This is a genomic window from Variovorax frigidus (assembly GCF_051216515.1).
GTDB lineage: Bacteria > Pseudomonadota > Gammaproteobacteria > Burkholderiales > Burkholderiaceae_C > Variovorax.
In genome coordinates this window covers 363,817-382,024 of the sequence record NZ_JBPJZF010000007.1, presented here as the reverse complement: position 1 = coordinate 382,024, position 18,208 = coordinate 363,817, and the positions used below count along the sequence as shown (strand labels likewise).

The 18,208-nt window shown below is 69.1% G+C and carries 14 protein-coding genes; 9 read left to right on the top strand and 5 right to left on the bottom strand.

Going from position 1 to position 18,208, the window contains the following annotated elements:
* Positions 1–192 precede the first annotated feature (192 nt).
* From ACSFBC_RS22465 to hprK, 4 genes are all read left to right on the top strand, one after another.
* A complete protein-coding gene (locus ACSFBC_RS22465; protein WP_435512707.1) occupies positions 193–2,301 on the top strand; it encodes an ATP-dependent helicase in 2,109 nt (702 codons plus the stop codon).
* Positions 2,302–2,614: 313 nt separating this feature from the next.
* Positions 2,615–2,944, top strand: coding sequence for a ribosome hibernation-promoting factor, HPF/YfiA family (gene hpf, locus ACSFBC_RS22460; protein WP_435512554.1), 330 nt, complete (start codon positions 2,615–2,617; stop codon positions 2,942–2,944).
* 106 nt (positions 2,945–3,050) lie between these two features.
* Complete coding sequence (locus tag ACSFBC_RS22455) at positions 3,051–3,518, top strand: PTS sugar transporter subunit IIA (RefSeq protein ID WP_435512553.1); 468 nt, start codon at positions 3,051–3,053, stop codon at positions 3,516–3,518.
* A gap of 137 nt (positions 3,519–3,655) precedes the next feature.
* Positions 3,656–4,609, top strand: a complete 954-nt coding sequence (gene hprK / locus ACSFBC_RS22450) for an HPr(Ser) kinase/phosphatase (protein ID WP_183024264.1) — start codon at positions 3,656–3,658, stop codon at positions 4,607–4,609.
* Between the two features lie 77 nt (positions 4,610–4,686).
* Here the strand turns inward: hprK and fur are convergent, their stop codons facing one another.
* Positions 4,687–5,106, bottom strand: coding sequence for a ferric iron uptake transcriptional regulator (fur, locus tag ACSFBC_RS22445; RefSeq protein WP_435512552.1), 420 nt, complete (start codon positions 5,104–5,106; stop codon positions 4,687–4,689).
* Between the two features lie 87 nt (positions 5,107–5,193).
* On the opposite strand from fur, the gene ACSFBC_RS22440 reads away from it, so the two are divergent.
* From ACSFBC_RS22440 to ACSFBC_RS22425, 4 genes are all read left to right on the top strand, one after another.
* Entirely contained in the window at positions 5,194–5,745 is a 552-nt protein-coding gene (locus tag ACSFBC_RS22440; RefSeq protein WP_435512551.1) for an outer membrane protein assembly factor BamE, read from the top strand.
* Between the two features lie 104 nt (positions 5,746–5,849).
* A complete protein-coding gene (dapB, locus tag ACSFBC_RS22435) occupies positions 5,850–6,680 on the top strand; it encodes a 4-hydroxy-tetrahydrodipicolinate reductase (RefSeq protein WP_435512550.1) in 831 nt (276 codons plus the stop codon).
* Between the two features lie 76 nt (positions 6,681–6,756).
* Positions 6,757–7,452 (top strand): MotA/TolQ/ExbB proton channel family protein, encoded by a 696-nt coding sequence (locus ACSFBC_RS22430; RefSeq protein WP_435512549.1) that lies wholly within the window; start codon positions 6,757–6,759, stop codon positions 7,450–7,452.
* Positions 7,453–7,463: 11 nt separating this feature from the next.
* Entirely contained in the window at positions 7,464–7,931 is a 468-nt protein-coding gene (locus ACSFBC_RS22425; protein ID WP_435512548.1) for an ExbD/TolR family protein, read from the top strand.
* Between the two features lie 133 nt (positions 7,932–8,064).
* On the opposite strand, the gene ACSFBC_RS22420 is transcribed toward ACSFBC_RS22425, so the two are convergent.
* Genes ACSFBC_RS22420 through glgX form a run of 4 tightly spaced genes read right to left on the bottom strand, consistent with a single transcriptional unit; the run spans position 8,065 to position 15,408 of the window.
* Positions 8,065–10,536, bottom strand: a complete 2,472-nt coding sequence (locus ACSFBC_RS22420; protein ID WP_435512547.1) for a glycogen/starch/alpha-glucan phosphorylase — start codon at positions 10,534–10,536, stop codon at positions 8,065–8,067.
* A gap of 36 nt (positions 10,537–10,572) precedes the next feature.
* Positions 10,573–12,015 carry a glycogen synthase GlgA gene (glgA, locus tag ACSFBC_RS22415; protein WP_435512546.1) on the bottom strand — a complete coding sequence of 481 codons (1,443 nt, stop codon included), beginning with the start codon at positions 12,013–12,015 and terminating at the stop codon, positions 10,573–10,575.
* Entirely contained in the window at positions 12,015–13,319 is a 1,305-nt protein-coding gene (glgC, locus tag ACSFBC_RS22410; RefSeq protein ID WP_435512545.1) for a glucose-1-phosphate adenylyltransferase, read from the bottom strand. The genes glgA and glgC overlap by 1 nt, the downstream gene beginning before the upstream one ends.
* Positions 13,320–13,344: 25 nt before the next feature.
* Positions 13,345–15,408 (bottom strand): glycogen debranching protein GlgX, encoded by a 2,064-nt coding sequence (glgX, locus tag ACSFBC_RS22405; protein WP_435512706.1) that lies wholly within the window; start codon positions 15,406–15,408, stop codon positions 13,345–13,347.
* 141 nt (positions 15,409–15,549) lie between these two features.
* On the opposite strand from glgX, the gene leuS reads away from it, so the two are divergent.
* Complete coding sequence (leuS, locus tag ACSFBC_RS22400; RefSeq protein ID WP_435512544.1) at positions 15,550–18,207, top strand: leucine--tRNA ligase; 2,658 nt, start codon at positions 15,550–15,552, stop codon at positions 18,205–18,207.
* The last annotated feature ends 1 nt before the right edge of the window (position 18,208 follow it).

Sequence of the window (18,208 nt, the reverse complement as noted above, 5' to 3'; positions counted from 1 at the left end):
GGTCTTGCGGTTGGCGGCGGGAAGGGCGCTTTCAAGACCCTCGCCAACGACGCTCAGGAGGGAGTTGAAAGCTGCCGAGACGGATAGCTTTCCATGCGGGTCTCCGGGGTTGCAGTGAGGCGCGATTATGGCACTGCAGCATGACGTGCCGCGGCCGAGGGCTGGATGAACATCCAGTACAGTCGGGTCCCGATGCCCACCGCCGCACGTACCGCCTCCCCTGTCCCCGCCCCCCAGGCCGAGCGCCTGGCGGCCGCGCTCGCCACGCTCAACGAGGCGCAGCGCGCAGCGGTCGAGCATGGCGTGGGCGCCGCGATCGCCGATGCGCGGCCGCTGCTGGTGATCGCCGGTGCGGGTTCGGGCAAGACCAGCACGCTCGCGCACCGCGTGGCGCACCTGGTCGCGCAGGGCGTCGATCCGCAGCGCATCCTGCTGCTGACCTTTTCGCGCCGGGCCGCGCAGGAGATGTCGCGCCGCGCCGGCCAGGTGGCGGCGCAGGTGCTGGGGCTGCGCTCCGAGGCGGCGCCCGCGCTGCCCTGGGCCGGCACCTTCCACGGCATCGGCGCGCGCCTGCTGCGCGAGTACGCCGCCCACATCGGGCTGGCCGAAAACTTCAGCATCCACGACCGCGGCGACGCCGAGGACCTGATGGGCCTGGTGCGCCACGACCTCGGCTTCTCGACCACCGCGCGCCGCTTTCCGCAGAAGGGCACCTGCCTGTCGATCTACTCGCGCACCGTCAACACCTGCGGCGCGCTGGCGGAAGTGCTCGCGCATGCGTTCCCGTGGTGCGCCGAATGGGAAAGCGAGCTCAAGCGCCTGTTCGCCGGCTATGTCGAGGCCAAGCAGCAGCAGCACGCGCTCGACTACGACGACCTGCTGCTCTACTGGGCCGGCATGGTGGCCGAGCCCGCGCTGGCGGCGCTGATCGGCGAACGCTTCGACCACGTGCTGGTCGACGAATACCAGGACACCAACCGGCTGCAGGCCTCGATCCTGTGCGGGCTCAAGCCCGACGGGCGCGGCGTCACGGTGGTGGGCGACGACGCGCAGTCGATCTATTCCTTCCGCGGCGCCACGGTGCGCAACATCCTCGACTTCCCGGACCAGTTCTCGCAGGCCGCGCGCATCGTCACGCTGGAGCGCAACTACCGCTCGACGCAGCCCATCCTCGACGTCTCGAACGCGGTGATCGCCGCGGCCGCCGAGCGCCACGCCAAGACGCTCTGGACCGACAAGCCCTCGGCCGGTCGCCCGCAGCTGGTGCTGGTGCCCGACGAGGCGCAGCAGGCCCAGTGGGTGGCCAACCGCGTGCTCGCGCACCGCGAGGGCGGGCTGGCGCTCAAGTCGCAGGCCGTGCTGTTCCGCACCTCGTACCACAGCGCCGCGCTCGAGCTCGAACTCGCGCGGCGCAACATTCCCTTCGTCAAGTACGGCGGGCTCAAGTTCCTCGAGGCCGCGCACGTCAAGGACCTGCTCTCGGTGCTGCGTTTCGCGCAGAACCCGCGCAGCCGGATCGCGGGCTTCCGCGTCACGCAACTGATCCCCGGCATCGGCCCGGTCACGGCCGCGCGGCTGCTCGACGCGATGGATGGGGCGGCCGATCCGGCCGCGGCGGTGCAGGCCTTCGTGCCGCCCGCATCGGCGCTGGTCGAATGGGCGCGCTTCGCAGAAATCTATGCCGCGCTGCGCGCCCCCTCGCTCGCCTGGCCGGCCGACATGGAACTCGCGCTGCGCTGGTACCTGCCGCACCTCGAGCGCCTGCACGACGATGCGGGCGTGCGCCGTGGCGATGTCGAGCAGCTGGCCCGGCTGGCGGCCGGCTACGGCTCGCGCGAGCGCTTCCTGACCGAACTCACGCTGGACCCGCCCGAGGCCACCAGCGACCGTGCGGGCCCGCCGCTGCTCGACGAGGACTACCTGATCCTCTCGACCATCCATTCGGCCAAGGGGCAGGAATGGACCTCGGTGCACGTGCTCAACGTGGTCGACGGCTGCCTGCCGGCCGACGTGGCCCAGGGCGCGCAGGAGCTCGAGGAAGAGCGGCGCCTGCTCTACGTCGCGATGACGCGCGCCAAGGACCATCTGCACCTGCTGGTGCCGCAGCGCTTCTACGTCACGCAGCAGTCGGCCCGCGGCGACCGCCATCTCTATGCCGGGCGCAGCCGCTTCGTCACCGAGGCCGATGCGGCCCGCTTCGAGCAGGTCACCTGGCCGCCACCGCCGCCGCGCGCACCGCACACGCCACCCCCGGCCGCGACCATCGATCTGCTGGCGCGCATGCGGGCCAGCTGGCGCTGAAAGGCGTCGGCCACCCTGCCTGCAGAAGGGTCGTCCGGCCCCGAATCGGAGCGTTACCTTTGGTTCTCATCGGGTCGCAAGATGTTGCCTGTACTGCATCGGATGCTATTAATTTGGAAGCGCCCGCTGCACCGCTCGGCGGGCCGGGTCGGCGAGGGATTGCAATCGTTCCGCGGCTTGGGCATAGTGAATCGACCCCTTCAATTCTTTGCACATTTCTCTTCCCCTTCCCCTGTTTCCTTCCCCCCCGGTCGAAGCGCCAATCCCGGTGCCGCGGCCATTTTTCCCAACCGTCAATTCCAGGAGGTCATTCATGAATCTGACGATCAGCGGTCATCACCTCGACGTCACCCCTGCACTGCGCAGCTACGTCACCACCAAGCTGGACCGGATCACCCGGCACTTCGATCAGGTGGTCGATGTCAAGGTGCTCCTCACGGTGGAAAAGCAGAAGGAGAAGGAGCGCCGTCAGAAGGCGGAGTGCAACATCCACGTCAAGGGCAACGACATGTTTGCGGAGTCGAGCCACGCTGATCTCTATGCCGCCGTCGACGAGCTGGTCGACAAGCTCGACCGCCAGGTCGTGCGTCACAAGGACAAGCTCCAGGACCATCACCACGCAGCACCCAAGCGTCTGATGTAAGGTCCGATATAGACCTGTTCGGGCAAATACTCTTGCGGGCCACCTTCGGGTGGCTCTTTGCTTTTTACGGCAAGGGTGCATAATCGCCCCCGCCTCGACCCCACCCATGAATCGCCTCGCGTCCATCCTGCCGCCCGCTCAAGTCCTCGTGAGCGTTGACGCCACCAGCAAGAAACGTGCTTTCGAGGAAGCCGGCTTGCTGTTCGAAAACCTCCATGGCCTGGGTCGTGCCCTGATCACCGACAGCCTGTTCGCCCGCGAACGGCTCGGCTCGACCGGGCTCGGACACGGCGTGGCCATTCCGCACGGGCGCATCAAGGGCCTCAAGTCGCCCATGGCGGCCGTGTTCCAGCTGGCCGACCCCATCGGCTTCGATGCACCCGACGAGCAGCCTGTGGTGCTGCTGATCTTCCTGCTGGTGCCCGAAGCGGCCACCCAGAAGCACCTGGAGATCCTCTCGGAGATCGCCGAGCTGCTGAGCGACGCCGGCCTGCGCGAGCAGATCAAGTCCAGCACCGATGCGGCGGTGCTGCACGGGTTGATCGCGGGCTGGCAGTCGGCCCAGATCGCCTGAACTGTTGCGCGCTCCCAGGTTCCGCGACACTTCGTGTCGCTCCTCCCTCCCCCTGCCGGGGGCAACACCAGCAGACCGGCAAAGCCGGCTCTGCGGTGTTTCTGGCATAACGTGACTTTTCGTTTCACGAGTCGTCCATGAAACCCACCGTCATCAGCGCCGATGCGATGTTCGAGGAATTCCGCGGGCCGCTGCGCTGGGAGTGGCTGGCCGGGCTGGGTGCCTCGGAGCGCCAGTTCGACGCGGAAGTCATCAGCCGGGCGCAATCCGCGGCCGATCTGGTCGGCTACCTCAACTACATCCACCCGTACCGGGTCCAGATACTGGGCGCGCGCGAGATCGCGTACCTGACCCGCGGCACGCCCGAGGACTGCGAACGTCGCATCGCGCGCATCGTCACGCTGGAACCGCCGGTGCTGGTGCTGGCCGACGGCCAGGCCGCGCCGGACGAGCTGTTGGCGATCTGCGAGCGCGCACAGCTGCCGCTGTTCGCCACGCGCGACGGCTCGGCCTACGTGATCGACCTGCTGCGCGCCTACCTGTCCAAGCACTTCGCCGAACGCACCTCGATGCATGGCGTGTTCATGGACATCCTGGGGCTGGGCGTGATGATCACGGGCGAATCGGGCCTGGGCAAGAGCGAGCTCGGCCTGGAGCTGATCTCGCGCGGCAACGGCCTGGTGGCCGACGACGCGGTGGACCTGTTCCGCATCAACCAGAACACCATCGAGGGCCGCTGCCCCGAGCTGCTGCAGAACCTGCTGGAGGTGCGCGGCATCGGCCTGCTCGACATCCGCGCGATCTTCGGCGAGACCGCGGTGCGCCGGAAGATGCGGCTCAAGCTGATCGTGCACCTGGTGCGCCGCGACAGCTTCGAGCGCGACTACGAACGCATGCCTGCCGCGCCGCTGACCCAGGACGTGCTGGGCATCGCGGTGCGCAAGGTGATCATCCAGGTGGTGGCCGGGCGCAACATCGCGGTGCTGGTCGAGGCGGCGGTGCGCAATTCGATCCTGCAATTGCGGGGCATCGACACCTATGCCGACTTCGTCGCCCGCCACCACAAGGCCATGGAGTCAGCCCAGGACTGACCCTGCCTCAGCCTCATGCCAGGGACCCCGGCGGGGGTGGCGCAGCGACACGAAGTGCGCGCAGCCTGGGGGCGAGCCTATCTCCTGCTGACGCAGTCGCCGCACAGGCCGTACAGGGACATGGCGTGGTCCTGCAGGATCCAGCCCTTGTCCTTGGCGATCAATTGCTGGCGGCGTTCGATCTCGGCGTCGTAGAACTCCTCGACCTTGCCGCACGAGGTGCAGATCAGGTGGTCGTGGTGCGTGCCTTCGTTGAGCTCGTAGACCGCCTTGCCGCTCTCGAAGTGGCTGCGCTCCAGGATGCCGGCCTGTTCGAACTGCGTGAGCACCCGGTAGACAGTGGCCAGGCCGATGTCCGAGCGTTCGTTGAGCAGCACGCGAAAGACGTCTTCGGCCGTCATGTGGCGTTGGCCGCCGGTCTGGAAGATCTCGAGGATCTTCAGACGCGGCAGCGTGGCCTTGAGGCCGGTATTCTTGAGTTCGTCGATATTGCCCATGGTCGTTCCTCGCCAGCCGTGTGTGCGGCCGTCCGCAAAAAGGCCAGCCGCTACAATGGGTCGATCATATCGCTCCCCTTTTTCCCCATGCTTGCCAATTCCCAAAGCCGCCTGTGCCTACTGGCTGCCGCCGTCGTGGCGAGCGTGTCGCTCGGCGCCTGCAGCAGCGTTACCGACCGCACACGCGGCATGCTCTATGCCGTGACGCCCTACAAGGTCGAAGTGGTGCAGGGCAACTTCGTGTCCAAGGAACAGGTCGAGGCGCTCAAGCCCGGCATGTCGCGCCAGCAGGTGCGCGAGATCCTCGGCACTTCGCTGCTCACCGACGTGTTCCATTCCGATCGCTGGGACTACGTGTTCACGATCCGTCGCCAGGGCGTGGAGCCTCAGCAACGCCGTTTGACCCTGTTCTTCAAGGGTGAATTGCTCGAACGCTTCCAGGGCGACCCGATGCCCAGCGAGGAAGAGTTCGTGGCCGGCCTCGACGTGCGCAAGTTCAGCGGCAAGATTCCGCCGCTCGAGGCGACCGAGGAACAGCTCAACAAGGTGGCGCCCGCCAAGACCGATGCCGCGCCGGTGCCGCCCGCGCCACTGGCACCGCTGCCGCCGAGCTACCCGCCGCTGGAATCCGCGCGCTGAGGCGAACGCCGGCCACCGTGCCGGCTCTTGCGCTCACCGCGCCCCCGGGACGGCTCGCTCCGTCGTTCCCGAATTCTCTCGACTCTGCTGAAGGCTGAACCCGCGTGACCGAACTCTCCGCCCCGTCCTCCACTGCGCGTCGCATCGCGATCGCCGGCGCTTCCGGCCGCATGGGCCACATGCTGATCGAGGCCGTGCGCAACGCCGACGACCTCGCCCTGGCTGGCGCGCTCGACCGCGCCGAGAGCGAAGCGCTGGGCAGCGATGCCGCGGCCTTCCTGGGTTTCACCAGCGGCGTGCCGATCGTGGCCGACCTGCGTGCCGGCCTCCAGAACGCGCAGGTGCTGATCGACTTCACCCGCCCCGAAGGCACGCTGGCGCACCTGGCGGTGTGCCGCGAACTCGGCGTGCAGGCCGTGATCGGCACCACCGGCTTCAGCGAGGCCCAGAAGGCCGAGATCGCCGAGATCGCCAAGGACATCGCCATCGTGATGGCGCCCAACATGAGCGTGGGCGTCAACGTCACGCTCAAGCTGCTCGAGATGGCGGCCAAGGCACTCTCGACCGGCTACGACATCGAGATCATCGAGGCGCACCATCGCCACAAGGTCGATGCGCCCTCGGGCACCGCGCTCAAGATGGGCGAGGTCATCGCCGACGCCTTGGGCCGCGACCTCAAGGAATGCGCGGTGTACGCCCGCGAAGGCATCACCGGCGAGCGCGACCCTTCGACCATCGGCTTCTCGGCCATCCGCGGCGGCGACATCGTGGGCGACCACACCGTGCTGTTCGCCGGCACCGGTGAGCGCATCGAGATCACGCACAAGTCGTCCAGCCGCACGACCTACGCGCAAGGCAGCCTGCGCGCCGCGCGCTTCCTGGCCACGCAGAAGGCCGGGTTGTTCGACATGTTCGACGTGCTGGGCCTGAAGTAGGACATAGAGCAATGAGCGCAGCGCCGGGCCGCCCCAAGCAAGCTCGCACCGCAGCGCGCAGCGCGGAGGTTTTCCCATGAGCGTGCTGCAGCTGTTGACCCAGGGCGACGGCATCAGCCGCGCGGTGGCGACGCTGCTGCTCGCGATGTCCATGGCCAGCTGGATCGCGATCCTGCTCAAGGCGTGGCTGCTGCGCGGCGGCACGCGGGCGGTGCTGCGCAGCATCGCGGCCTTCTGGCAGTCGCCCACCCTGACCGAGGCCGAACGCAGCGTGGCCAGCTTCGACGCCACGCGGCTGGTGCTGCCGGCCGTCTCGGCCCTCAAGTCCCTCTCCGGCAATGCGCAAGGCGCCACGCTGGGCCAGGGCGGCGACCGCAACCAGCGCCTCACGCGCGCCCTGCGCGACGCCCTGCATGCCGCGCTGCGCCGGCTGCAGTCGGGCCAGATCCTGCTCGCCACCGTCGGCGCCACCGCGCCCTTCGTCGGGCTGCTGGGCACGGTCTGGGGCATTCACGGCGCGCTGGCGGGCATCGCGGGCCAGACGGGTGGCTTCACCATCGACAAGGTGGCCGGCCCGGTCGGCGAGGCGCTGATCATGACGGCCTTCGGCCTGGCGGTCGCGATCCCCGCCGTGCTGGCGTACAACGTGTTCGGCCGCGTGATCGGCCGCATCGAGGCCGAGCTCGAAGGCTTCGCGCACGACCTGCTGGGCCTGTTCGGCGAGCCCGCCGCGCCGGCCCCGCTGCCGCCCGCGCGGCCCATGCCCGTCTAGCGATTCGCGCCATGGCCTTCGGTCGCACCTCCCTGGGTTCCGCTGCCGGCGGCGGCGGGCGCGCCATGGGCGCGGGCGGCCAGCGCCCGATGTCGGACATCAACGTGACGCCCCTGGTCGACGTGATGCTGGTGCTGCTGGTGATCTTCATCATCACCGCACCGCTGATGGCCAGCGCGATCCGTCTCGACCTGCCGCGCACCGGCGCCGGCACCGCCAACGAGACGCCGAAGTTCGTCGGCCTGTCGGTCGATGCCAAGGGCCAGACTTTTTTGAACGACCAGCCGGTCACCGACGAGGAACTCGCGAGCCGCCTGGCCCAGGCCGCCGCCAGCGACCGCGGCACCGAAGTCCAGCTGCGCGCCGACCAGACCGTGCCCTACGGCCGCGTGGTGGTGCTCATGGGCATCGCGAACAAGGCGGGCTTGAACCGGATCGGCTTCGTGACCGAAGCGCCGACGGTCGAGAAGCCGCGCTGAGGTCTTTGTCTTGCTCCTTCCCCCTTTGGGGGAAGGTTGGGATGGGGGCCGCCCCCGCATTCGACGTTCTCGATGTGCAGGCGCTGTCGTGCCCCCACCCCAACCCTCCCCCAGCGGGGGAGGGAGGAAAACCTCAATCCAGGATCACGGGTTTCGTTTTCCAGATCTGGTGCGCGTACTCCGCGATGGTCCGGTCCGACGAGAACGCCCCCATGCCTGCCACGTTGAGGATCGCCATGCGGGTCCAGGCCTCGGGGTCGCGGTAGAGCGCATCGACGCGGGCCTGGGTCTCGACGTAGCTCGCGTAGTCGGCCAGCAGCAGGTACTGGTCGCCCCAGTTCACCAGCGTGTCGTAGATGCCCTGGTAGCGCGCGGGCTCGCCCGGCGAGAACTTGCCGTCGCGGATCGCATCGAGCACGCCCTGCAGTTCGGGGTTCGCGTCGTAGAAGCTGCGCGGCTGGTAGCCGTGCGCGCGGATGTCCGCCACCTCGGGCGTGGTGTTGCCGAAGATGAAGATGTTGTCGTCGCCGACGTTGTCCTTCATCTCGACGTTGGCGCCGTCCAGCGTGCCGATGGTGAGCGCGCCGTTGAGCGCGAACTTCATGTTGCCGGTGCCCGAGGCCTCGGTGCCGGCGGTGGAGATCTGCTCCGACAGATCGGCCGCGGGCATGATGACCTCGGCCAGGCTCACGCTGTAGTTCGGCAGGAACACCACCTTGAGCAGCTTGCCCACGCGCGGGTCGTTGTTGACCACCGCCGCCACGTCGTTGATCAGCCGGATCACCAGCTTGGCCGCGTGATAGGCCGAAGCCGCCTTGCCCGCGAACACCACCACGCGCGGCACCAGCTCGCTGGTCTGGCCGGCCTCGTGCGCGGCCACGATGCGCTGGTAGCGCGAGACCACGTGCAGCACGTTGAGCAGCTGGCGCTTGTACTCGTGGATGCGCTTGACCTGCACGTCGAACATCGCGTCGGTGTCGACCGTGATGGCCAGGTGCTGCTCGATCCAGTTGGCCAGCCGCAGCTTGTTCTCGCGCTTGGCATGGCGGAAGGCGCGCACGAAGGCCGGCTGCTGCGCCATCGGGCGCAGGGCTTCGAGCTGCGTCAGGTCGCGCCGCCAGCCGCGGCCGATGCGCTGGTCGAGCAGCGCCGCGAGCGACGGGTTGGCCTGCGCCAGCCAGCGCCGCGGCGTGACGCCGTTGGTCTTGTTGTTGAAGCGCTCCGGGAAAATGCGGTTGAAGTCCGCGAAGATCGATTGCTTCATGAGCTCCGAGTGCAGCCCCGACACGCCGTTGATCGAATGGCTCGCGAGCACCGCCACGTAGGCCATGCGCACGCGCCGCTCGCCGGTCTCGTCGATCAGCGACAGCCGGCGCAGCAGCTCGACGTCGTTGCCGAGCTTCTGCGTGACGGTGGCGAGGAAGCGCGCGTTCAGGTCGTAGAGGATCTGCAGGTGGCGCGGCAGGATGCGGCCCATCATCTCGACCGGCCAGGTCTCGAGCGCCTCGTGCATCAGCGTGTGGTTGGTGTAGCTGAACACCTTCTGCGTGTGGCCCCAGGCGGTGTCCCAGTCCAGGCCGTGCTCGTCGAGCAGCAGGCGCATCAGCTCGGGCACCGCGAGCACCGGATGGGTGTCGTTCAGGTGGATGCTGACCTTGTCGGGCAGGTCGTCGAAGGTCGTGTGGGTGCGCAGGTAGCGGCGCAGCAGGTCCTGCACGCTGGCGCTGACGAAGAAGTACTCCTGGTGCAGCCGCAGCTCGCGGCCCGAGGCCGTGGAGTCGTCGGGGTAGAGCACGCGCGAGACATTCTCCGAGTGGTTCTTGCTCTCCACCGCCTGCATGTAGTTGCCGCGGTTGAAGGCCGACAGGTCGATCTCCTCGGTGGCGCGCGCCGACCACAGCCGCAGCGTGTTGGTGGCCTGCGTGCCGTAGCCCGGGATGATGGTGTCGTAGGCCACGGCCAGCACGTCGTGCGTGTCGACCCAGTCGGCCGCGCTGCCGCCGTCGCGCTTCTGCACGTGGCCGCCGAAGCGCACCCGGTAGGTCACTTCGGGCCGCTGGAATTCCCAGGGGTTGCCGCGCGTGAGCCAGTAGTCGGGCGTCTCGACTTGCTGGCCGTTGACGATCTTCTGGCGGAACATGCCGTACTCGTAGCGGATGCCGTAGCCGAAGCCCGGCACGCCCAGCGTGGCCATCGAGTCGAGAAAGCAGGCCGCGAGCCGGCCCAGGCCGCCGTTGCCCAGCGCCGCATCGGGCTCGCGCTCGGCCAGCGCCGCGATGTCGACGCCGAAGTCGCTCAGCGCCTGCTTCACGATGTCCTGCAGCTCGAGCGCCAGCAGTGCGTTGGTGAAGGTGCGCCCGATCAGGAATTCCATCGACAGGTAGTACACGCGCTTGACGTCCTGCGCATAGCTCGCGCGCGTGGTGGCCATCCAGCGTTCGACCAGCTGGTCGCGCACCGCCAGCGCGGTGGCGTTGAGCCAGTCGTCGGGGCTGGCGGCGAACGGGTCCTTGCCGACCGCATAGATGAGCTTGTTGGCCACGGCGCGCTTGAAGGCGGCCACGTCGCGGTCGGGATGGTCGTAGGCAAATTCTTCGATCGTCATGGGTGGGTCGTCGTGTGGTGTGTGGATCGGGGAAGGTCAGGCGAGGGCTTGCTCGCAGACCGCGATGTAGTGCGCGGCGGCGGTCTGCCAGTCGGCGGGCTGCCGCATCGCGTGCGTGCGGACGCGGCGCCAGTCGGCCGGCCGGTGGTACAGCGCGAAGGCGCGGCGCAGCGCGCGGTCGAAGCCGGCGGCGTCGAAGTCGTCGAAGACGAAGCCGCTGGCGCTGCCGTCGGCCATGTTCTCGAGCGTGCAGTCGACCACCGTGTCGGCCAGGCCGCCCACGCGGTGCACCAGGGGCAGACTACCGTACTTGAGACCGTACATCTGCGTGAGACCACACGGCTCGAACATCGAAGGCACGAGCGTCACGTCGCCGGCGCCGAACAGGCGGTGCGCGAAGCCTTCGTCGTAGCCCAGTGTGGCATGCACCGATTGCGGCGCCGCGGCGGCGCGCGCGCGAAAAGCCTCCTCGAGCCAGCGCTCGCCGGTGCCCAGCAGCGCCAGCTGCCCGCCCTGCGCGAGCAGCGTGTCGATGGCGCCCAGCACCAGGTGCTGGCCCTTCTGTTCGGTGAGCCGGCTGACCATCACGAACAGCGGCGCGTCGGTCGCGACGGCCAGGCCCAGCGCCTGCTGCAGCGCGGCCTTGCACACCGCCTTGCCGCCCGGATGGCGCGCGTCGAAGGGCGTAGGCAGCAGCGCATCGTGGGCCGGGTTCCAGACCGCGTCGTCCACGCCGTTGAGGATGCCGCTCAGCACGCCGCTGCGCCCGCGCAGCAGGCCGTCGAGGCCGCAGCCCTGCGCCGGGGTCTGGATCTCTCGCGCATAGCTCGGGCTCACGGTGGTGAGCCGGTCGGAGAAGTACAGCCCGGCCTTCATGAACGACAGCTGGCCGTGGTATTCGAGCCCGTTCATGTGGAACGCGGCCGGCGGCAGGCCCAGGCCCGCGAACTCCCAGGGCGGGAACAGCCCCTGGTAGGCCAGGTTGTGGACCGTGAAGACGCTGCCCACGCGCGGGCCGTCCGTGGGGTCGAAGGCCAGGTAGGCGGGCGCGAGCGCCGCATGCCAGTCGTGCGCATGCACCACTTCGGGTCGCCAGGCCGGATCGAGGCCGCGCGCCAGCCGGGCCGCGGCCCAGCCCAGCAGCGCGAAGCGGCGCGCGTTGTCGGCGTAGGGCTGGCGCGCGGCGTCTTCGTAGGGGTTGCCCGGGCGGTCGTAGCGCGCGGGCGCATCGATCACATAGGCGTGCACGCTGCCGATGCGGCCGGCGCGCAGCACCGCGCGCTCGCCCCAGGGTGCGTCGAAGGCCGCCACCTCGGCGAGTCCACTGACGCCGGCCAGGATCGCAGGAAAACCCGGCAGCAGCACGCGCACGTCCTGCCCGGCCTGCGCCAGTGCCGCCGGCAGCGCACCGGCGACATCCGCCAGCCCGCCGGTCTTGAGAAGGGGAAAGAACTCGGCGCTGACCTGCAGGATGCGCATCAGTGCGGTGCCTCGGCGAGCCGCTGCAGCATCTCGCGCGTGATCAGCACCACGCCGGTCTCCGTGCGCTCGAAGCGGGCCGCGTCCGCGACCGGGTCCTCGCCCACCACCATGCCTTCGGGGATCACGCAGGCGCGGTCGACCACCACCTTCGAGAGCCGCGCATGGCGGCCGACCTCGACGTCGGGCAGCAGCACGGCCTCGCGCACTTCGCAGAAGGAGTGGATGCGCACGCCCGAGAACAGCACCGAGCTGCTCACCTTGGACCCCGAGACGATGCAGCCACCCGACACGATGGTGTTGACCGTGATGCCGGGCTGGCCGTTATGGTCGAGCACGAACTTGGCCGGCGGCAGCTGCCGCTGGTAGGTCCAGATGGGCCAGTCGGTGTCATAGATGTCGAGCTCCGGGGTGATGGACGCCAGATCGAGGTTCGCCGCCCAGAATGCATCAATCGTGCCGACGTCGCGCCAGTACACCGGCGCCTCGGGCCCGCGCGCGCCGCGCGTCACGCACGACAGGCTGAACGGGTGCGCGAGCGCACGGCCCTGGGCGACGGCGCGCGGGATGATGTCCTTGCCGAAGTCGTGGCTCGAGTCGGGGTTGACGGCGTCCTCCTCGAGCAGCTGGTAGAGGTATTCGGAATCGAACACGTAGATGCCCATGCTCGCGAGCGCCAGGTCGGGGTGGCCGGGCATGGCGGGCGGATCGGCCGGCTTCTCGAGGAATTCGGTGACGGTGCGGTCGTCGGTGATCGCCATCACGCCGAAGGCCGAGGCCTCATGGCGCGGCACCTCGATGCAGCCGACCGTGCAGCCCAGGCCGCGCTCGGCATGGTCCTTGACCATGATCGAGTAGTCCATCTTGTAGATGTGGTCGCCGGCCAGCACCACCACATAGTCGTGCGGGGTGGAGCGGGTCTGGATGATGTCGAGGTTCTGAAACACGGCATCGGCCGTGCCGCGGTACCAGTGCTCGTCGCCCACGCGCTGCTGGGCCGGCAGCACGTCGACCATCTCGTTGAGTTCGGCGCGCAGGAAGCTCCAGCCGCGCTGCAGGTGGCGCATCAGCGAGTGCGACTTGTACTGCGTGACCACCGCCATGCGGCGGATGCCGGAGTTCAGGCAGTTCGACAGCGCGAAGTCGATGATGCGGAACTTGCCGCCGAAATACACGGCCGGCTTGGCGCGCCGGTCGGTCAGCTGCTTGAGTCGCGAGCCCCGGCCGCCGGCCAGCACCAGGGCGATGGTGCGGCGAACCAGTTGATGGGCCTGCAAGGGTTGGATTTTGGCGTTCTCGGTCATGCGGCTTGTCTCCCGTTGTTGTGGGTCATTTCAGCGTAGCACCGGGGGCTTCGTCGCGCACCCTTTGCGCCAGCCACAGGGTGGCGGGCGACAAGGTTTCTTCGCGGCGCAGCAGCCGGTGGGGCCGGTCGTCGTCTTCGCTGGCCAGCCGGCGCCACCAGGTGCCGGGCGGCAACGCGAAGTCGACGGCCTCGGTCCCGGCCTGGATGAGCACGAGCCATGCCACGTCCTGCGCGGGTGCATCGAACAGCACCATCAGCGCGGGCCGGTCGCCGCGTTCCCAGTCGGCCGGCGTCATCGGCAGGCCTTCCGGCGTGAGCCAGCGCAGGCCCGACGGCGCACCGTCCGCGGGCCACCAGGCCGCGCTGCGCAGCGGCACCGCCTCGCGCCGCAGCGCCAGCACCTGCGTCACGAAGCGCTGCAGCGACGTGTCGGCATGCGTCCAGTCCAGCCAGGTCGTCTCGTTGTCCTGGCAATAGGCGTTGTTGTTGCCCGCCTGCGTGTGGCCGATCTCGTCGCCCGCCAGCAGCATCGGCGTGCCCTGTGACAGCAGCAAGGCGGCGAGCAACACGCGCTGCAGGCGCGCGCGCCCGGCCCGCACGGCGGCATCGTCGGTCTCGCCTTCGACGCCGCCGTTGCGGCTCAGGTTGTGGCCGCTGCCGTCGCGGTTGTCTTCGCCGTTGGCCAGGTTGTGACGCTCGGTATAGCTCACGAGGTCACGCAGCGTGAAGCCGTCGTGCGCGGTCACGAAATTCACGCTGGCCGTGGGCGCGCGGCCGTCGTGGCGGAACTCGCCGCTGGACGCGGTGAAGCGGTGCGCGAAATCGCCCAGGCCCGCGCCATGGCCCAGCCAGAAGCTGCGCTGCGTGTCGCGGAAACGGTCGTTCCATTCGAGCCAGCCGGGCGGGAACTCGCCCAGCCGGTAGCCGCCTGGGCCGATGTCCCAGGGCTCGGCGATCAGCAGCGCACGCGACAGCACCGGGTCCTGCGCCAGCGCGGCCAGCAGCGGGGCGCGGGCGTCGAAGTCGCCGCCGCCGCGCCGCGCCAGCACCGGCGCGAGATCGAAGCGGAAGCCGTCGACGCCCAGCGCCGTGACCCAGTGGCGCAGGCTGTCCATCGCGAGCTGCACCACGCGCGGCTCGGCGAAGTTCAGGCAGTTGCCGCAGCCGGTCCAGTTCTCGTACAGCGCGCGGTCGTCGGCGCGCAGGTGGTAGTAGAGCGCGTTGTCGATGCCGCGCAGCGACAGCGTGGGGCCCGACTCGTCGGTCTCGGCGCTGTGGTTGTAGACCACGTCGATCACCAGCTCCATGCCGCGTGCGTGCACCGCGTCGGCCAGCGCGCGGAACTCCGAACTCGGCGTGCTGCCGGGCCGGCCGCTCCAGTAGCGTGCCTCGGGTGCGAACCAGCCGATGGGGGTGTAGCCCCAGTAGTTGCTGAGCCCCATCTTCAGCAGCCGCTCCTCGTCGGCGCGGTGCTGCACCGGCATCAGGCTCAGCGTGGTGATGCCCAGGCCCTGCAGGTGGTCGAGCACGGCCGGCTCGGCCAGGCCGGCGTAGCTGCCGCGCAGCGCGGGGGGCACGGCCGGATGCCGCATCGTCTGGCCGCGCACGTGCAGCTCGCAGAGCACGCGCTCGGCCGCGGCGACGCGGGGGCGCGCCACGTTCAAGGGGCCGGGGGCCGCCGTCACGCGGGCCTTGAGCGCGACCGCGCCGTTGTCGCGGCCGTCGCGCTGCGCGGGCTGGCCGGGCACATGGCCGAGGAACAGGTCGCTGCCGTCGTAGCGGCCGACGATCTCGCGTGCGTACGGGTCGAGCAGCAGCTTGGCCGGGTTGAAGCGCTGGCCCGCGTGCGGCGCCCAGGGGCCGTGGACGCGATACCCGTAGACCAGGCCGGGCTGCGCGCCCGCGAAATGGCCGTGCCAGACACCGTCGGTGCAGGCCGGCAGCGGCAGGCGCTGCTGCTCGTGGCGGCCGCCGGCATCGAACAGGCACAGCTCGACCCGCGTGGCGCGTGGCGCCGCGAGCGCGAAGTTCAGGCCCTGCGGGCCGGCTGTCGCGCCCAGGGGGAAGGGGAGGCCTGCGGTCAGCATGTCGGGGGTCGGTCGTTTCATTGTGCATGCGAAAACCGCGCCAGATCCGCGCCAAGCCCCGCGTTACAGGCCGAGCGCCTGACAGCCGCGATAATCCGCGTTCCCCCGGCCGACCGAGCGCCGGGCTGTTGCCAAAGCCTCATGAACCCCAGCTACCAACCCGCCGACGTCGAATCCGCTGCCCAGTCCCACTGGACCGCGGCCGACGCCTACCGTGTCGTCGAGAACCTGCGCGATGCGCGCGGCGATCTCAAGAAGAAGTACTACGCCTGCTCGATGCTGCCTTACCCCAGCGGCAAGCTGCACATGGGGCACGTGCGCAACTACACGATCAACGACATGCTGGTGCGCTACCTGCGCATGTCGGGCTACAACGTGCTCATGCCCATGGGCTGGGACGCCTTCGGCCTGCCGGCCGAGAACGCGGCGCTCAAGAACGGCGTGCCGCCGGCCAAGTGGACCTACGAGAACATCGCCTACATGAAGGGCCAGCTCCAGGCCATGGGGCTGGCGATCGACTGGAGCCGCGAGATCGCGACCTGCGATCCGAGCTACTACAAGTGGAACCAGTGGCTGTTCCTGAAGATGCTCGAGAAGGGCATCGCCTACCGCAAGACCCAGGTCGTGAACTGGGACCCGGTCGACATGACCGTGCTGGCCAACGAGCAGGTGATCGACGGCAAGGGCTGGCGCACCGGTGCCACGGTCGAGCGGCGCGAGATCCCCGGCTACTACCTGAAGATCAGCGACTACGCGCCCGAACTGCTCGAGCACACCCAGCACAAGCTGCCGGGCTGGCCCGAGCGCGTGAAGCTGATGCAGGAAAACTGGATCGGCAAGAGCGAAGGCGTGCGCTTCGCCTTCACGCACGACATCCGGGGTGCGGACGGCAAGCCGATCCAGGACGGCCGCATGTACGTCTTCACGACGCGCGCCGACACCATCATGGGCGTGACCTTCTGCGCGGTCGCGCCCGAGCATCCGCTGGCCGCGCACGCGGCCAAGGCCGACCCGAAGGTCGCCGCCTTCATCGAAGAGTGCAAGAACGGCGGCACCACCGAGGCCGAGCTCGCCACGCAGGAAAAGAAGGGCGTGCCCACGGGCCTGACCGTCACGCACCCGATCACCGACGAGCAGGTGCCGGTGTGGGTCGGCAACTACGTGCTGATGAGCTACGGCGACGGCGCGGTGATGGGCGTGCCCGCGCACGACGAGCGCGACTTCGCGTTCGCCAACAAGTACGACATCGAGATCATCCAGGTCGTGCTGGTGGACGACGAGCCGCACTTCGACTATCACAAGTGGCAGGACTGGTACGGCGACAAGCAGCGCGGCGTGACCATCAACTCCGACAACTTCAGCGGCATGACCCACAAGGAGGCCGTGGCCGCCGTGGCGCATGCGCTGGGCCAGAAGGGCCTGGGCGAGCTGCAGACCACCTGGCGCCTGCGCGACTGGGGCGTGAGCCGCCAGCGCTACTGGGGCACGCCGATCCCGATCATCCATTGCGAAGAACACGGCGCGGTGCCGGTGCCCGAGAAGGACCTGCCGGTGGTGCTGCCCACCGACTGCGTGCCCGACGGCTCGGGCAACCCGCTGCACAAACACGAAGGCTTCCATGCCGGCGTGGTGTGCCCGGTGTGCGGCAAGCCCGCGCGCCGCGAGACCGACACGATGGACACCTTCGTCGATTCGTCCTGGTACTTCATGCGCTACTGCGACCCGAAGAACGACCAGGCGATGGTCGGCGAGGGCGCGGCCTACTGGATGCCGATGGACCAGTACATCGGCGGCATCGAGCACGCGATCCTGCACCTGCTGTACGCGCGCTTCTGGACCAAGGTCATGCGCGACCTGGGCCTGGTGAAGGTCGACGAGCCCTTCGCCAAGCTGCTCACGCAGGGCATGGTGCTCAACCACATCTACTTCCGGCGCGGTGCGTCGGGCGGCAAGAACTACTTCCCGCCGCTCGAGGTCACGCCGGTGCTCGACGCGCAGGGCCGCATCGTCGGCGGCACGCTGGCCGACGGTTCGTCGGTCGAGTACGGCGGCGTGGGCAAGATGGGCAAGAGCGAGCGCAACGGCGTCGATCCGCAGGACCTGATCGAGCGCTACGGCGCCGACACCGCGCGGCTCTACACCATGTTCACCGCACCGCCCGAGGCCACGCTGGAATGGAACGACGCGGCGGTCGAGGGCAGCTCGCGCTTCCTGCGCCGGGTCTGGAACTTCGGTGCCGCGCAGCATGCCTTCGATGCCGGCGCGGGCCGGCCCGGCGCCTCAGCCGACTTCGGCAAGGAAGCCAAGGCGCTGCGCCGCGAGGTGCACAGCGTGCTGCGCCAGGTCGACTACGACTACCAGCGCATGCAATACAACACGGTGGTGTCGGGCGCGATGAAGCTGCTCAACGCCCTCGAAGGCTTCAAGCCGACCGGCGACGCCGGCGACCGTGTCGTGCTGCGCGAAGGTTTCGGCATCCTGCTGCGCGTGCTGTACCCGGCCACGCCGCACATCGCGCACCAGCTGTGGCAGCAGCTCGGCTACGACCAGGCCTTCGGCGATCTGCTCGACGCCCCCTGGCCGGCGGTCGACGCCGCCGCGCTGGTGCAGGACGAGATCGAGCTCATGCTGCAGATCAACGGCAAGCTGCGCGGCAAGGTGGTGGTGCCCGCGGGCGCCTCGAAGACCGAGATCGAGGCGCTGGCGCTGGCCAGCGACGATTTCGTGCTGCACGCGGCGGGCGCTCCGCCCAAGCGCGTGATCGTGGTCCCGGGCCGGCTCGTCAACGTGGTGCTCTGAT

Bases quoted from the DNA above. Each gene is read 5' to 3' on its own strand.
- ACSFBC_RS22465 (WP_435512707.1), top strand. From the start codon at position 193: ATGCCCACCGCCGCACGTACCGCCTCCCCTGTCCCCGCCCCCCAGGCC.
- hpf (WP_435512554.1), top strand. From the start codon at position 2,615: ATGAATCTGACGATCAGCGGTCATCACCTCGACGTCACCCCTGCACTG.
- ACSFBC_RS22455 (WP_435512553.1), top strand. From the start codon at position 3,051: ATGAATCGCCTCGCGTCCATCCTGCCGCCCGCTCAAGTCCTCGTGAGC.
- hprK (WP_183024264.1), top strand. From the start codon at position 3,656: ATGAAACCCACCGTCATCAGCGCCGATGCGATGTTCGAGGAATTCCGC.
- fur (WP_435512552.1), bottom strand. From the start codon at position 5,106: ATGGGCAATATCGACGAACTCAAGAATACCGGCCTCAAGGCCACGCTG.
- ACSFBC_RS22440 (WP_435512551.1), top strand. From the start codon at position 5,194: ATGCTTGCCAATTCCCAAAGCCGCCTGTGCCTACTGGCTGCCGCCGTC.
- ACSFBC_RS22430 (WP_435512549.1), top strand. From the start codon at position 6,757: ATGAGCGTGCTGCAGCTGTTGACCCAGGGCGACGGCATCAGCCGCGCG.
- ACSFBC_RS22425 (WP_435512548.1), top strand. From the start codon at position 7,464: ATGGCCTTCGGTCGCACCTCCCTGGGTTCCGCTGCCGGCGGCGGCGGG.
- ACSFBC_RS22420 (WP_435512547.1), bottom strand. From the start codon at position 10,536: ATGACGATCGAAGAATTTGCCTACGACCATCCCGACCGCGACGTGGCC.
- glgA (WP_435512546.1), bottom strand. From the start codon at position 12,015: ATGCGCATCCTGCAGGTCAGCGCCGAGTTCTTTCCCCTTCTCAAGACC.
- glgC (WP_435512545.1), bottom strand. From the start codon at position 13,319: ATGACCGAGAACGCCAAAATCCAACCCTTGCAGGCCCATCAACTGGTT.
- glgX (WP_435512706.1), bottom strand. From the start codon at position 15,408: ATGCTGACCGCAGGCCTCCCCTTCCCCCTGGGCGCGACAGCCGGCCCG.
- leuS (WP_435512544.1), top strand. From the start codon at position 15,550: ATGAACCCCAGCTACCAACCCGCCGACGTCGAATCCGCTGCCCAGTCC.